The following is a 14333-nucleotide window of genomic DNA, read 5'->3' on the forward strand; positions in this document are numbered from 1 at the left end:
CGTACGGAGAAGCCGCAATGACCGCAACGCCGACGAGCACCACCATCCGCTGGGAGCAGGACGAGACCGGGATCGTCACCCTGGTCCTGGACGACCCCGGCCAGTCCGCCAACACCATGAACCGGGCCTTCCGCGCGTCGATCGAGGCGATCGCCGACCGCGCCGAGGCGGAGCAGGACTCCCTCCGCGGCATCGTCTTCACCTCCGCCAAGAAGACCTTCTTCGCGGGCGGCGACCTCAAGGACATGATCAAGGTCGGCCCCGAAGACGCCCAGGCGGCCTTCGAGATGGGCATGGGCATCAAGCGGGCGCTGCGCCGCATCGAGACCCTGGGCAAGCCCGTCGTCGCCGCCCTCAACGGCGCGGCGCTCGGCGGCGGGTACGAGATCGCCCTCGCCTGCCACCACCGCATCGCGCTCGACGCCCCCGGATCCAGGATCGGCCTGCCCGAGGTCACCCTCGGCCTGCTGCCCGCCGGCGGCGGTGTCACCCGCACCGTGCGCCTCATGGGCATCGCCGACGCGCTGCTGAAGGTGCTGCTGCAGGGCACCCAGTACTCCCCTCGGCGCGCCCTGGAGAACGGGCTCGTCCACGAAGTGGCCGCGACGCCGGAGGAGATGCTGGCCAAGGCGCGCGCCTTCATCGAGGCGCACCCCGAGTCGCAGCAGCCCTGGGACGTCAAGGGCTACCGGATCCCCGGCGGTACGCCGTCGAACCCCAAGTTCGCCGCGAACCTGCCCGCCTTCCCGGCCAACCTCAAGAAGCAGCTGAACGGCGCGCCCTTCCCGGCGCCGCGCAACATCCTCGCCGCCGCCGTCGAGGGCTCGCAGGTGGACTTCGAGACCGCCCAGGTCATCGAGGCGCGGTACTTCACCGAGCTGCTCACCGGCCAGACCGCCAAGAACATGATCCAGGCGTTCTTCTTCGACCTCCAGGCGGTCAACTCCGGCGCCAACCGCCCCAAGGGCGTCGAGCCCCGCGAGGTCCGCAAGGTCGCCGTCCTCGGCGCCGGGATGATGGGCGCGGGCATCGCGTACTCCTGCGCCCGGGCGGGCATCGAGGTGGTCCTCAAGGACGTCAGCGCCGAGGCCGCCGGGCGGGGCAAGGGGTACTCGGAGAAGCTGCTGGACAAGGCGCTGAGCCGGGGCCGGACGACGGAGGCCAAGCGAGCCGAACTGCTCGCCCGGATCACCCCGACGGCAGACCCCGCCGACCTCGCGGGCTGCGACGCGGTCATCGAGGCCGTCTTCGAGGACCCGGCGCTCAAGCACAAGGTGTTCCAGGAGATCCAGCACGTCGTCGGGCCGGACGCGCTGCTGTGCTCCAACACCTCGACGCTGCCGATCACCATGCTCGCCGAGGGCGTGGAGCGGCCCGCCGACTTCATCGGCCTGCACTTCTTCTCACCGGTGGACAAGATGCCGCTGGTGGAGATCATCAAGGGGGAGCGCACCGGTGACGAGGCGCTGGCGCGCGCCTTCGACCTGGTCCGCCGGCTCGGCAAGACCCCGATCGTGGTGAACGACTCCCGGGGGTTCTTCACCTCGCGGGTGATCGGGCAGTTCATCAACGAAGGCGTGGCGATGGTGGGCGAGGGCGTCGAGCCCGCGTCCGTGGAGCAGGCCGCGGCCCAGGCGGGGTACCCGGCGAAGGTCCTGTCGCTGATGGACGAGCTCACCCTCACCCTCCCGCGCAGGATCCGCGGCGAGTCGCGGCGGGCCGTGGAGGAGTCCGGCGGCACCTGGACCCCGCACCCCGCCGACGCGGTCGTCGACCGGATGGTCGACGAGTTCGGGCGCACCGGCCGCAGCGGCGGCGCGGGCTTCTACGACTACGTGGACGGCAGGCGCTCGGGGCTCTGGCCGGGTCTGCGCGAGCACTTCAGCCGGCCCGGCGTGCGGGTGCCGTTCGAGGACATGAAGGAGCGGATGCTCTTCGCCGAGGCGCTGGACACCGTCCGGTGCCTGGAGGAGGGCGTGCTGACGTCGGTCGCCGACGCCAACATCGGCTCGATCATGGGCATCGGCTTCCCGGCGTGGACGGGCGGCGTCCTGCAGTACATCAACGGCTACCAGGGGCGCGGCGGCGCGGGCGACGGTCTGCCCGGCTTCGTCGCGCGGGCGCGGGAGCTGGCGGAGGCATACGGCGAGCGCTTCGAGCCCCCGGCGCTCCTGTTGGAGAAGGCCGAGCGGGGGGAGACCTTCACCGACGAGTGACCCGGCGCGTCCCGGCCGGTGCGCGGGTCCGGCCGGTGCGCGGGCCCGGCCGGTCCCGACTCGTCGGTCCCGTTTCCGACCGGCAGCAACCGGCGGGGCTGCCTCTGTCCGGTTTCCGCCCGTCTCGCCGCGGTCTGGCCCGGCGGACTGCGGCCGTCTCATCCCGTCCGTCTCATCCCGTCCGTCTCGTCCTGCGGCCGGCCCGCACGCCGGAGGGGACTTCCCGGCCGCTGGGGGCCGCCGGAGTACCGGATGCTGCCGCACGGCGTACTCGGGGAGAGCGCCGGTCAGGGTGCCGAACCGGGGCGGCGAGCCGGGACGTCGCGTCAAGGGCGGACCCGTTCACGGGCACTGGTCGGGCCGGGGCCCAGACGCCTCCCCACCGGTCCCGAACGCGGCGCGGAGTTCCGACCTCAGCGACCGCTGGAAGGCCGTGACCAGAGCCTGCACGACCATCGGCTGCATATGGGCCGAGAGGGACCTCATCGCGGCGACATGGTCCGCGCCGGACTCGCGCTCGCGGTAGGGGCCCCACACCTCGTCGCGGAACAGCCTGGTCAGCTCCTGCGCGGCGGAACGGGCGTGCTCCAGCAGCACGGTGCGGGAAGCGAGGATGGTCGTGTGGGCGATGGGGACGTCGAGCAGTTCGACACCGAGCCGCAGCAGCCCGCCGTCGAGCCGGAACACGTCCGGCGCGGCGGTGCGGTCCAGCACCCCCATGGCGGCGAGCCGGTCGATGTCCCGGTCCGACAGCGGCCGCCCGGCCCGGCGCTCCAGCTCCGGCCGACCGGTCTCCTCCGCCGGCTCCGGCGCCCAGGAGGCCACCAGCGCCCGGTGGATTGCCAGGTCCTGTGCGCTCAGGCCCGGGGGCAGCTGTCCCAGGTAGCGCTCAATGGCCGCGAGCGTCATGCCCTGGTACTGGAGTTCCTCGATCAGGGCCAGTCGGGACAGGTGCTCCGCGCCGTAGTGGCCGACCCGGCGCGGGCCGATCTGCGGGGGCGGCAGCAGACCGCGGGTGCTGTAGAAGCGGATGGTGCGGACCGTGACACCCGCGCGGGCGGCCAGTTCGTCGATGGTCAGGATCGGCTCCTCGGTCTCGGTCGCCATCGTCTTCCTCGCTCCCTGCGTGCACCGGGCTCCGGTGCAACAGTATTGCTGTCTCATCGGGGTGGTGAAACCGGGTGAGCAGCCCGGCCGACGGTCCGGGGCGCCTGCCCACCCGGGTGCACACGGGGATTCCGGGGCACGTAGGGACCCCGGCGGCATACGGGCATACGGGCATACGGCATACGGACGTACGGACGTACGGGCGGGCAGGCGGGGGCATGTGCATCGCGGGACGCCACCGCGCCGCGCACCAGGGCGCCGAACCGAGGGCGTGTGCCCGCGGCGCCCGGTGGGGCCCGGTGACGCCCGGTGGGGCCCGCGACGCGGGCTCGCCCCCCCTCGCGAGCGGAGGCCCGCCCATGACGAGGCAGGGCCCGGGACGCTCCCAGCGGGTGGACGGCTGCTCCGATGACGCTAGAGTGCGGTTCCTGTTCGAGCGGCGCATGGGGGGCGGGGAGGGCATGAGCGCGCAGCTGAGGGAGAAGGCCGTGGAGTTGGCCGACGTCCTGTGGCGTGAACACACCGTGTACCGGGACCGCGCGGGAGGCGTCGTCATCCGCGGCGAGCATGTACGGCGCTGGATCAGCCTCGCACCGAGCGGCGGCCGGGGCCAACTCCTGATGCGGGCCGGCCGGATACTCGACGGCGGCACGACGGCTCCCGCGCGCTCGGAGGCGGTGGTGAGCGGTGGGGCGGGCACGGCCGACCTGGCCGCGGTCTGCCGCCGGCTGCTCGCCGAGGCCGCGGCGGACCCCCTGCCGCGTGTGGTGGCCTCCGCGGTTCCTCGCTCCGTCCGGCGCGGGCGCTTCTTCCGGCGGTTCGGAGGTGCCACGCCGCGCCCGGCCCGCCCGGCCCGCCCGGCCCGCCCGGCCCGCTCCCGGCGCCCGGCCCGCTCCCGGCGTACGCCCCGGACCCCGCGTCCCGGTCGGCACACCGGCCTCGTTTCCTGGGCGGTCATCGTCTGCGTGGCCGCGACCATCGCGCTGTACGCCTGGAGCGCCACCATCTGGTACCGGTAGCCCCGCGACCGGAGGCGGCGCCCCGGCCCGGCGGTCGAGGCGCGGGCCCGCCGCCGGCGCCGTCGTCGAGCGGGCGAGCCCTGCGGACCGGCCGGGGCCCCGCTTGCCCTGCGGACCGCGCTCGCCCTGCACGCCCTGCGCGCCGGACGGGCCCGCCACCGCGGGTCCGGGCGCCCCGGCAGCCTCCCCCCGCTACTGCCCGAAGGCGGCGACCGGGTAGTGGTCCGAGAGGTTGGTGTAGGTGTAGTCGATGCCCCAGCTGGTGACCGTCCAGGGCGCGCTCTGCTCCTTGACCACGTCGTTCCGCCAGCCGGCCGGGCGGACGTGCCCCGCGCGGTGCAGGACGTGGTCCAGGTCCTCGCGGGGCTCGCCCGGATAGCGTTCGGCCGCGATCGAGTTGTCCCGGGTATCGAACGAGTACGCGTGACCGGTCCGGCTGTCCGCGCCGACGAGCCCGCCGTCGGCGAGCATGCCCGCGTACTCCGCGGTGTGCGAGCCGACGTTGAAGTCGCCTGCCACCAGCACCTGTTCGGAGGCCGGGATGCTCTTCGCGTCGAGGAACGCGTCGAGCGCCTTGAACTGGCGGCTGCGCATCCGCGCCGCCTCGCCCGCCGCGCAGCCCGGGTCGGTCGATTGGGCATGGGTTCCCACCACGTGCACCCGGCTGCCGTTCACGTCCAGGACGGTGTAGACGAAGCCCTTGTTGGACCACCAGTCGGCGCCACAGGCGTCCTTGTAGACGTACTGCTCCTTGCGCACGATGGGCCACTTGCTGAGGACGGTGACCCCGCCGTCCTCCGGCACCGTCGCCGAGTAGGCGCCGCCCGTCGCGTCCCAGCCGCTCTTGCTGCGGCCCATCACCGGTGTCTGGTAGGGGTACTGGGCGCGTGCGTTGCGCTGCAGGGCCTCGGACGAGGAGTTGTCGAACGCCTCCTGGAGCACGACGACGTCGTTGCCCTGGAAGTAGGGGGCCTTCGGTATCTCGGCGGCCCGGTGGGCCTGGCCCCAGTTGGGATAGAGGACTCTGCTGAACAGGAAGACGTTGTACGTCAGGACCTTCAGCGAGGGTGTCGCGGCGGGGGACTGCCGGCCGGGGGCGGCGGACGCCGACGGTGCGGCGACCGCCAGGGCCGCCGCGGCGAGCGTGAGGGAGAGGGCCGCGCCGGACGCGCGGCGGAACACGGAATGCGGCACTGTGACTCCCGTTTCCGGTGGGGGTGCGGGCGGTGGGTCGGCGCGCACATCAAAGCAGCGGCAGCTACCTCGGGGTAACCGTCAGGTGCCGGGTCTTTCGCCGGAGTTCCGCGCGCCCTGGGAACGTGGACGGGGGTATCCCCTCCCGGCATGCGTGCGGGAGCCTCCCGGTGGATCGGCCTCCCCTCCCGCCGGCCTGCCTCCCGGCCGGCCCGCCCCGCCTGCCTGATGTCCGACGCCGGCTTCCCCGCCCCCGCTCGGGCTCGCATACTGGGACGTGGGACCCTCAGGCCGGGCATTGCGCACCCGCCGGCCACCGGGAGCACGCTCATGACCAGGCCGCGGGAACGGCTGACGCGCAGGACGGACGGGAGGGCGGGGCCGGACCCCCCGCCCCCGCCGCCCGGTGGTGTCCTGTGGACCCTTGTCGGCGACATCCGCGGGCTGCTCATGCTCCCCGCAGCGCTGGCCCTGCAGGTCGCGCATCCCGCCGTCGGCGCGGGCGTCGACGAGCACTCCCTCTTCCGCGCCGACCCCTGGGGGCGCGGGGAGCGCTCGCTGCGCTCGCTCCAGCTGTGGGTGTACGGCGGTGCCGCCGCCGCCGAGGAGGGCCGCCGGCTGCGCCGGCTGCACCGGGGCATCGAGGGCACCGACAGCCGGGGCCGCCGCTACCGTGCGCTCACTCCCGAGTACTACGCGTGGGTCCACGCCACCGGTTTCCCCGTCCACCGCCACGCGCTCCGCTATCTGTACCGGCCGGTCACCGAGGACCAGGAGCGCCGGCTCTACCAGGAGTGGCTGATGGTCGGCCGGGTGCTCGGCATCCGGGACCGGGACATGCCGGGGACCGTCGAGGAGTTCTGGCCGTACTACCGCGGGGTCCTGGCCGGCGAGTTGGAGGCGAACGCCGTCGTCCGGGACCTCGTCGCCACCGGCAGCCGGCTGCCGCCACCCGTCTTCGGGCCCCCGCCGCTGCGGCTGCTGCTGCGCCTGTGCTGGCCGCTGGTACTGCCCGGGTTCCTCCGGCTGAGGCGCTTCCTCACCATCGGGCTGATGCCGCCGGACGCCCGGGCGGCGATCGGACTGCCCTGGACCGGCGGGCAGGAGCGGCGGCTGCGGCGCTTCGGCCGGATCGTACGGACCGTGGTCCCCCTGCTTCCGGAGCGGATGCGCTATCTGCCGCAGGCCAGGGAGGCCCGCCGCCGGGCACGGGCCGGGGGACTGCTGCCGACGGGACGGACCGGCCGGCGTTCTCGACGACCGCGCGCCGGGTGACGCCTGGCGGGGCCGCCGACGCCCGGAGCGCGAGGCCGGAGGGGCGAACCGAGTGGCGGCCGGGGACGTGCGGACGCTCTCCCCGACGCCGAACGTGCGGACCCCGCCGTCCGCAACCGGCGCAGGGTCCACTCCCTGCTCGCCGCGCTGAAGGGTGCGTTCGCCTTCGCCGGCGAGCGGCGCGCCCCGATCGAGGCCGCGCCGACCGCGGCCCGGCTCGCCGGACCCGCCGAACGCGGCCCGGTATGGACCGGCGGCGCGGGCAACGACCCCGCGGCACCGGACGAGACCGTCCAGGACCCGCCCTGCGGCTACCGGCTCACGGCCGCCCGGTACACCGAGGTCGAGCACGAACTCGCCCTGCACGGCGTGGTCTCCCGGCCCACGCCCCACGGCGTGGTCGTGCCGCTGCGGCGGTCGATGCGGGCACTGGCACCCCTGCTGCCAGACGGGCGTGCCGCGTGCCGTCTCCCGGCCGGGAGCCCGATCACCCGCTGCCGACCCCCTGTGGATCTCGCCACGCGTGTGAATCTCGCCAGGCGTGGTAGGAGGGGCCTCAGGAGAGCGAACCCGGCTCCGTTCACCCGCGAAAGGGGCCTCAGTGCCGCACGTCGACACATCCGGCGCACCACAACCGGCGGACCCGGGAAGTCCCCGGGCGGCGGACCTCCCCCGGCCGCCGGGGCCGGCCAAGGGCGGCACCGCCACGGACCGGGTGGTCTTCGGGGTCACCGCCGCCCTCACGGTCGCGTTCGTGCTCTGGGGTGCGGTCGCCAGTGACACCCTCGGGCGCGTGTCCGCCGACATGCTCGCGGGGCTCATCCACAACGGAGGCTGGGCGTTCGTCCTGGCCGCCTCCGGTTTCGTGATCTTCGCGCTCTGGCTCGCCATGAGCCGTTACGGGCGGATCCCGCTCGGACGGGAGGGCGAGGAGCCCGAGTTCCGCACCGTCTCCTGGATCGCGATGATGTTCAGCGCCGGCATGGGCATCGGCCTGATGTTCTACGGGGTCAGCGAGCCCCTGGCGCACTTCACCGACCCGCCGCCGGGCACCGCCCCCGCCGACGCGGCACAGGCCATGGAGACGGCGATGGCCACGACGCTGTTCCACTGGACGCTGCACCCGTGGGCCATCTACGCCGTGGTCGGGCTCGCCATCGCCTACAGCACCTTCCGGCGCGGCCGCCGCCAGACGGTGAGCGCGGTCTTCGAGCCGCTGATCGGCAGGAGGCACGCCCAAGGCTGGGGCGGCCGGCTCATCGACATCCTCGCCATCTTCGCCACGCTGTTCGGCTCGGCCGCCTCCCTCGGGCTCGGTGCCCTGCAGATCGCCGGCGGAGTCAGCGAACTGGGCTGGATGACCAGGGTGAGCACGGCGCTGCTCGTCGTCGTCATCGCCGTGCTGACGCTCGCCTTCGTCCTCTCCGCCGTGTCCGGCATCGAGAAGGGCATCCAGTGGCTGTCCAACACCAACATGGTGCTGGCCCTGCTGCTCGCCGTGTTCCTCTTCGTCGCCGGGCCGACGGTCATCGTGCTGGACCTGCTGCCCACCTCGATCGCCACCTACTTCGGCGAGCTGCCGCAGCTGATCGGCCGCACCGAGGCGTCCAGCGGCGCAGGGGTCGCCGAATGGCTCGGCAGCTGGACCGTCTTCTACTGGGCCTGGTGGATCTCGTGGACGCCGTTCGTGGGCATGTTCATCGCCCGCATCAGCCGGGGCCGGACCGTCCGCCAGTTCGTCGGCGGAGTGATCCTGGTGCCCAGCGCGGTCAGCCTCTGCTGGTTCGCGATCTTCGGCGGGACGGCGATCACCCTCCAGGAGGGCGGCCGGCTCGGCGACGAGAGCACCCCCGAGGGCCAGTTGTTCGCCGTGCTGCGGCAGTACCCGGCGGCCACGGTGACGAGCCTGCTCGTGATGGTCCTCGTCGCCATCTTCTTCGTCTCCGGCGCAGATGCGGCGTCCCTGGTGATGGGGACGCTCTCGCAGAAGGGCGCCCTGGAACCCGGCCGCTTCGTCGTGGTGTTCTGGGGCGGTGTCACCGGCGCCGTGGCGGCCGTGATGCTGCTGATCGGCGGCGGGAAGGGGGACGCCCTCGCGGGACTGCAGAACCTCACCATCCTCGTGGCGGCGCCGTTCCTGGCGGTGATGATCGCGATGTGCTTCGCGCTGATGCGCGATCTGCGCCGCGACCCGCTCGTCCTGCGCGGCCGGCGCGGGGAGGAGGCCGTCGAGCTCGCGGTCATCGCGGGGCATGAGAAGTACGACGGCGATTTCGAGCTCCGCATCGGGCCCACGCCGCCCGAGAAGTGAACCAGGCCCCTCCGGGGGCGCCGCCCGGGGTCCGGCCGGAGCGTGCTCCGGCCGCCCACCGCCCGGAGGCGTCCGGCGGCCGGTGACCGCTGCTGCAGGGTGTCCCATGTCCCGTGTCCCGTGTCCCGTGTCCCGTGTCCCGGCCCGGGGTCCCGGGCCGCCCGGGGCTCGGCGTCACCCGTATCCGGGGCCGGCCGAGTCCTCTGGAGGCGGCCCGCCCACCCGGCGACCGGAGCCGGGCGGTGGCGGCGGTCTCCGCTCCGGGCGGGGACTTGGCCCCGGGCGGTGGTGGGTGGTCGGGCCCTGTTCATTCCCGGTGCGCCCCGGCGGAGTCGTCGTGGTCGTGGCCGTCGTGGCCGTCGTGCCGGGCTGCCGCCGTCGTGCTGCCCGTGCCGCGCCTTCGCACCGTGCCCGGAGATCCCGCTCGCTGTGCGAGGCAGGGGGGTGGCCGCCTCGCGGCCGTACGCACCGGAGTCCCGTCCCCTCGGCGGACGAGGCGGCCCTCGCACCCCGCCCGGCGAACGGGCCTTAGACTCGGCCCTCTGATGACCGCAACCCTCGTCGCCAAGAACCTCGCCGCCGGACACGGCGACCGCACGCTCTTCGCCGGACTCGACCTCGTCGTCGCGCCCGGCGACGTGATCGGCCTCGTCGGTGCCAACGGCGCCGGGAAGTCCACTCTGCTCCGGCTGCTCGCCGGCCTCGACACCCCGGAACACGGTGAGGTGCGGCTGTCCCCGCCGACCGCTGCGGTGGGCCACCTGCCGCAGGAGCCGGAGCGACGCGACGGGGAGACCGTACGGGGGTTCCTCGCCCGCCGGACCGGGGTCGCCGCCGCGCAGAGCGCGATGGACGAGGCCACCCGGGGCCTCGTCGACGGGACGCCCGGCGCCGATGACGCCTACGCGGCGAGTCTGGAGCGCTGGCTGGCGCTCGGCGGCGCCGACCTCGACGAGCGCGCCGAGGAGGTCGCCGGTTCGCTCGGCCTCCACGCCGGCACCGGCACCGGCAGCGGCCTCCGTGCCGGCCTCGACCGGCCGATGACCTCCCTCTCCGGCGGCCAGGCGGCCCGGGCCCAGCTCGCCTCCCTGCTGCTGTCCCGCTACGACGTCTTCCTCCTCGACGAGCCGACCAACGACCTCGACCTGGACGGGCTGGAGCGGCTGGAGCGCTTCGTCACCGGCCTGCGCGCGGGCACCCTGGTCGTCAGCCACGACCGGGAGTTCCTCTCCCGCACCGTCACCAAGGTCCTCGAACTCGACCTCGCCCAGCAGCAGATCACGCTCTACGGCGGCGGCCACGCCGCGTATCTGGAGGAACGCGAGACCGCGCGGCGGCACGCCCGCGAGGACTACGAGGAGTACGCCGACAAGAGAGCCGCCCTCGAGGGCCGGGCCCGGATGCAGCGCTCCTGGATGGACAAGGGCGTCAGGAACGCGCGGCGCAAGGCAGGCGACAACGACAAGATCGGCCGCAAGTTCCGCAGCGAGGCGAGCGAGAAGCAGGCCGCGAAGGCGCGCCAGACCCAGCGCATGATCGAACGCCTCGACGTGGTCGAGGAACCCCGCAAGGAGTGGGAACTGCGCATGGAGATCGGGGCCGCGCCCCGATCGGGGTCGGTCGTGGCGACCCTCCGCGATGCCGAGGTGCGGCGGGGCGACTTCCGCTTCGGCCCGGTGTCGCTGCGGATCGACTTCGCCGACCGGGTCGCCGTCACCGGGGCCAACGGCGCAGGCAAGTCGACGCTTCTCGCCGCGCTGCTCGGCAGGCTCACGCTGGACGCCGGGCACTCCGCCGTCGGGTCCGGCGTCGTCATCGGCGAGATCGACCAGGCTCGTCGGCTGCTCCACGGCACGGACTCGCTGCTTGACGCGTTCTGCGCGGCGGTTCCCGACACCGAACCCGCCGACGTCCGTACCCTGCTCGCCAAGTTCGGCCTCAAGGCGCACCATGTGCTGCGCCCGGCGGCCGGCCTGTCCCCGGGCGAGCGGACCCGCGCCGCCCTGGCCCTGCTCCAGGGCCGGGGCGTCAACCTGCTGGTGCTCGACGAGCCCACGAACCATCTCGACCTGCCCGCCATCGAGCAGCTCGAGTCCGCACTCGCCTCCTACCCGGGCACGCTGCTGCTGGTCACCCACGACCGCCGGATGCTCGACGCCGTCCGCACGACCCGGCGCCTCGAGGTGGCGCACGGCAAGGTCACCGAAAGCTGAGGAGGGGCCGGTCCCGACCGGCCCTCCCGGACCCGGCGTCCCCACTCCCGGCAGCGAGCGGGCCACGGCGCCCGCGCGCCGCCGGGACGGGGGTCAGGCCCTGGCGAACGGCTGCCGCGTGGCCGGTCGGGACAAGGCGGGGTCGGCGGGGATGCCGGCCGGCCGCCGCCGCAGGCCCACAGCCGCCGCCCCGGGTACCGTCACAGGTCCAAAGGCCCGATGCCGAATCGGCCCCGCGGAGGCGGCATCCGCGCGGCCACCGGGCCACACAGCCACCGGCCTCCGCGGCCACCGGCCACCATGGCCCCGCCGTACGGCAGTGGCCGCGCGGCCGTGGCGGGGTCAGCGCCCGCCGCCTCCCCCGCCGTCCAGCAGACCGGCCCGGCGCAGGGCGTCCGCCATCGCGCTGTTGGCGGGGGGCGCCCCGCGACGACCCGAACCCGAGCCGGGCCTTGACCCCGAACCGGACCCCGAACCGGACCCCGAACCGGACCCCGAACCGGACCCCGAACCGGACCCCGAACCGGACCCCGACCCCGAACCGGCGCCCTGGCGGCGGTCGCGGCCGCCCTGGCGCTGCTGCGGCGGCCGGCCGCCGCCCTGCTCGCGGCGCCGGCCACCACCAGCACCGGGCTGCGCCGCCGCCTCGTCGTCCAGCCGCAGCGTCAGCGAGATCCGCTTGCGCGGGATGTCGACATCGAGGACCTTCACCTTGACCACGTCGCCCGGCTTCACCACGTCCCGCGGGTCCTTGACGAACGTGCGGGACATGGCCGAGACGTGCACCAGTCCGTCCTGGTGGACGCCGACGTCCACGAACGCCCCGAACGCCGCCACATTGGTGACCACGCCTTCCAGCACCATCCCGGAAGCCAGGTCGGAGATCTTCTCCACTCCGTCCTTGAAGGCCGCCGTCCGGAACGCGGGCCGGGGGTCGCGCCCCGGCTTCTCCAGCTCCCGCAGGATGTCCGTCACCGTCGGCAGGCCGAAGGTCTCGTCGACGAAGTCGCCCGGGCGCAGCGACCGCAGCACCCCCGTGTTGCCGATGAGCGACGCGACCTCGCTGCCGGCCGTCTTCACCATGCGCCGCACCACCGGGTACGCCTCGGGGTGCACGCTGGACGCGTCCAGCGGGTCGTCCCCGCCGCGGATCCGCAGAAAGCCCGCGCACTGCTCGTACGCCTTCGGGCCGAGCCGCGTCACGTTCCTGAGCTGCTTGCGGGAGTGGAAGGGGCCGTTCTGGTCGCGGTGGGCCACGATGTTCTCGGCGAGGCCCGCACCGATGCCCGAGACCCGGGACAGCAGCGGCGCCGAGGCGGTGTTCACATCGACGCCGACGCCGTTCACACAGTCCTCGACGACCGCGTCCAGCGAGCGCGAGAGCTTCACCTCGGAGAGGTCGTGCTGGTACTGGCCCACGCCGATCGACTTGGGGTCGATCTTCACCAGCTCGGCGAGGGGGTCCTGCAGCCGGCGGGCGATGGACACCGCGCCGCGCAGCGAGACGTCCAGGCCCGGCAGCTCCTGCGAGGCGAACGCGGACGCCGAGTACACCGAAGCGCCTGCCTCCGACACCATCACCTTGGTGAGCTTCAGCTCGGGGTGCTGCGCGATGAGGTCCGCGGCCAGCCTGTCCGTCTCCCGGGACGCCGTGCCGTTGCCGATGGCGACCAGCTCGACGCCGTGCTCCTTGGCCAGCCGGGCCAGCTTCGCCAGGGACTCGTCCCACTTGTTCGCGGGCACGTGCGGGTAGACCGTGTCGGTGGCGACGACCTTGCCGGTCGCGTCGACCACCGCCACCTTCACCCCCGTGCGGAAACCGGGGTCGAGGCCCAGTGTCGCCCGGGTCCCGGCGGGGGCGGCGAGCAGCAGGTCCCGCAGGTTGGCGGCGAAGACCCGTACCGCCTCGTCCTCGGCGGCCGTCCGCAGTCTCAGCCGCAGATCGATGCCGAGGTGTACGAGGATCCGGGTCCGCCAGGCCCAGCGCACCGTGTCCAGCAGCCACTTGTCCGCCGGGCGGCCCCGGTCCGCCACGTCGAACCGGCGGGCGACCATGCCCTCGTACGTCGAGGGGCCCTCCGCGGGCTCCTCCGGCTCCAGCTCCAGGCTGAGCACGTCCTCCTTCTCGCCGCGGAGCATCGCGAGCACGCGGTGCGAGGGGAGTTCGGTGAACGGCTCGGCGAAGTCGAAGTAGTCGGCGAACTTCGCGCCGGCCTCCTCCCTGCCGTCGCGGACCTTCGCCGCCAGCCGGCCCCGGGTCCACATCCGCTCCCGCAGCTCGCCGATGAGGTCGGCGTCCTCGGAGAAGCGCTCGGTGAGGAGGGCGCGGGCGCCCTCCAGAGCTGCCGCGGAGTCGGCGACGCCCTTGCCCGCGTCGACGAACGCGGCGGCGGCCGCGAGGGGTTCGACCGTGGGGTCGCCGAGCAGTCCCTCGGCGAGCGGCTCCAGCCCCGCTTCGCGGGCGATCTGCGCCTTGGTCCTCCGCTTGGGCTTGAAGGGGAGGTAGACGTCCTCCAGCCGGGCCTTGGTGTCGGCGGACCGGATCCGCGCCTCGATCTCGCCGGTCAGCTTGCCCTGCTCGCGGACGGATTCCAGGACCGCGGTCCGCCGCTCCTCCAGTTCCCGCAGATAGCGCAGCCGCTCCTCGAGCGCGCGCAGCTGCGCGTCGTCGAGCATCTCGGTCGCTTCCTTGCGGTAGCGCGCGATGAACGGGACGGTGGACCCGCCGTCGAGCAGCTCGACGGCCGCCTTCACCTGCCGCTCCCGTACGCCGAGTTCCTCGGCGATCCTGCCTTCGATGGACGTCGTCACGGTTCCCGACTCGCCTTCCGATACCGGCTGTGCCTGCGAGGCCGCGCGGATGTGCGCCCGCGCGATCTCCTCGGCTGCATTCTGCCGGGTGGGCCGCGGCCCTGTCGCGCCTCCCCCTGCGCCCGGCGCGTGCGTTGTCCGCGGCCGGCCGCCCCGCACAGGAGGCGGGGCCGGCGGCCGGAGCGGG

At 74.0% G+C, this 14333-nt stretch carries 8 protein-coding genes and 1 pseudogene; 6 read left to right on the forward strand and 3 right to left on the reverse strand.

Annotated features, from left to right (window positions below):
* The first annotated feature begins 17 nt into the window (after positions 1-17).
* Entirely contained in the window at positions 18-2216 is a 2199-nt protein-coding gene (locus SCWH03_RS20715; RefSeq protein ID WP_173265791.1) for a 3-hydroxyacyl-CoA dehydrogenase NAD-binding domain-containing protein, read from the forward strand.
* Between the two features lie 342 nt (positions 2217-2558).
* Here the strand turns inward: SCWH03_RS20715 and SCWH03_RS20720 are convergent, their stop codons facing one another.
* On the reverse strand, positions 2559-3323 hold the full coding sequence (locus SCWH03_RS20720) for a MerR family transcriptional regulator (RefSeq protein WP_173265792.1): 765 nt from the start codon (positions 3321-3323) through the stop codon (positions 2559-2561).
* Between the two features lie 461 nt (positions 3324-3784).
* Between SCWH03_RS20720 and SCWH03_RS20725 the strand changes: the two genes are divergently transcribed.
* Positions 3785-4342: a hypothetical protein gene (locus SCWH03_RS20725; RefSeq protein WP_173265866.1), complete on the forward strand. Its 558-nt coding sequence runs from the start codon at positions 3785-3787 to the stop codon at positions 4340-4342.
* A gap of 192 nt (positions 4343-4534) precedes the next feature.
* On the opposite strand, the gene sph is transcribed toward SCWH03_RS20725, so the two are convergent.
* Positions 4535-5536 (reverse strand): sphingomyelin phosphodiesterase, encoded by a 1002-nt coding sequence (gene sph, locus SCWH03_RS20730; RefSeq protein ID WP_173265793.1) that lies wholly within the window; start codon positions 5534-5536, stop codon positions 4535-4537.
* Positions 5537-5866: 330 nt separating this feature from the next.
* On the opposite strand from sph, the gene SCWH03_RS20735 reads away from it, so the two are divergent.
* The 4 genes and pseudogenes from SCWH03_RS20735 (at position 5867) to SCWH03_RS20745 (ending at position 11335) form a co-directional block, all read left to right on the forward strand.
* On the forward strand, positions 5867-6811 hold the full coding sequence (locus SCWH03_RS20735) for an oxygenase MpaB family protein (protein ID WP_173265794.1): 945 nt from the start codon (positions 5867-5869) through the stop codon (positions 6809-6811).
* Between the two features lie 66 nt (positions 6812-6877).
* A pseudogene (locus tag SCWH03_RS29275) lies at positions 6878-7309 on the forward strand (carboxypeptidase); the annotation flags it as partial.
* Between the two features lie 217 nt (positions 7310-7526).
* A complete protein-coding gene (locus SCWH03_RS20740) occupies positions 7527-9122 on the forward strand; it encodes a BCCT family transporter (RefSeq protein ID WP_173265867.1) in 1596 nt (531 codons plus the stop codon).
* A gap of 545 nt (positions 9123-9667) precedes the next feature.
* Positions 9668-11335, forward strand: a complete 1668-nt coding sequence (locus SCWH03_RS20745; RefSeq protein ID WP_173265795.1) for an ABC-F family ATP-binding cassette domain-containing protein — start codon at positions 9668-9670, stop codon at positions 11333-11335.
* A gap of 342 nt (positions 11336-11677) precedes the next feature.
* On the opposite strand, the gene SCWH03_RS20750 is transcribed toward SCWH03_RS20745, so the two are convergent.
* Entirely contained in the window at positions 11678-14146 is a 2469-nt protein-coding gene (locus SCWH03_RS20750) for a Tex family protein (RefSeq protein ID WP_173265796.1), read from the reverse strand.
* Positions 14147-14333 lie beyond the last annotated feature (187 nt).

It is taken from the genome of Streptomyces pacificus, from assembly GCF_011766325.1.
Taxonomy (GTDB): Bacteria; Actinomycetota; Actinomycetes; order Streptomycetales; family Streptomycetaceae; genus Streptomyces; species Streptomyces pacificus.

Bases quoted from the DNA above. Each gene is read 5' to 3' on its own strand.
- SCWH03_RS20735 (WP_173265794.1), top strand. From the start codon at position 5,867: ATGACCAGGCCGCGGGAACGGCTGACGCGCAGGACGGACGGGAGGGCG.
- SCWH03_RS20715 (WP_173265791.1), top strand. From the start codon at position 18: ATGACCGCAACGCCGACGAGCACCACCATCCGCTGGGAGCAGGACGAG.
- SCWH03_RS20720 (WP_173265792.1), bottom strand. From the start codon at position 3,323: ATGGCGACCGAGACCGAGGAGCCGATCCTGACCATCGACGAACTGGCC.
- SCWH03_RS20725 (WP_173265866.1), top strand. From the start codon at position 3,785: ATGAGCGCGCAGCTGAGGGAGAAGGCCGTGGAGTTGGCCGACGTCCTG.
- SCWH03_RS20745 (WP_173265795.1), top strand. From the start codon at position 9,668: ATGACCGCAACCCTCGTCGCCAAGAACCTCGCCGCCGGACACGGCGAC.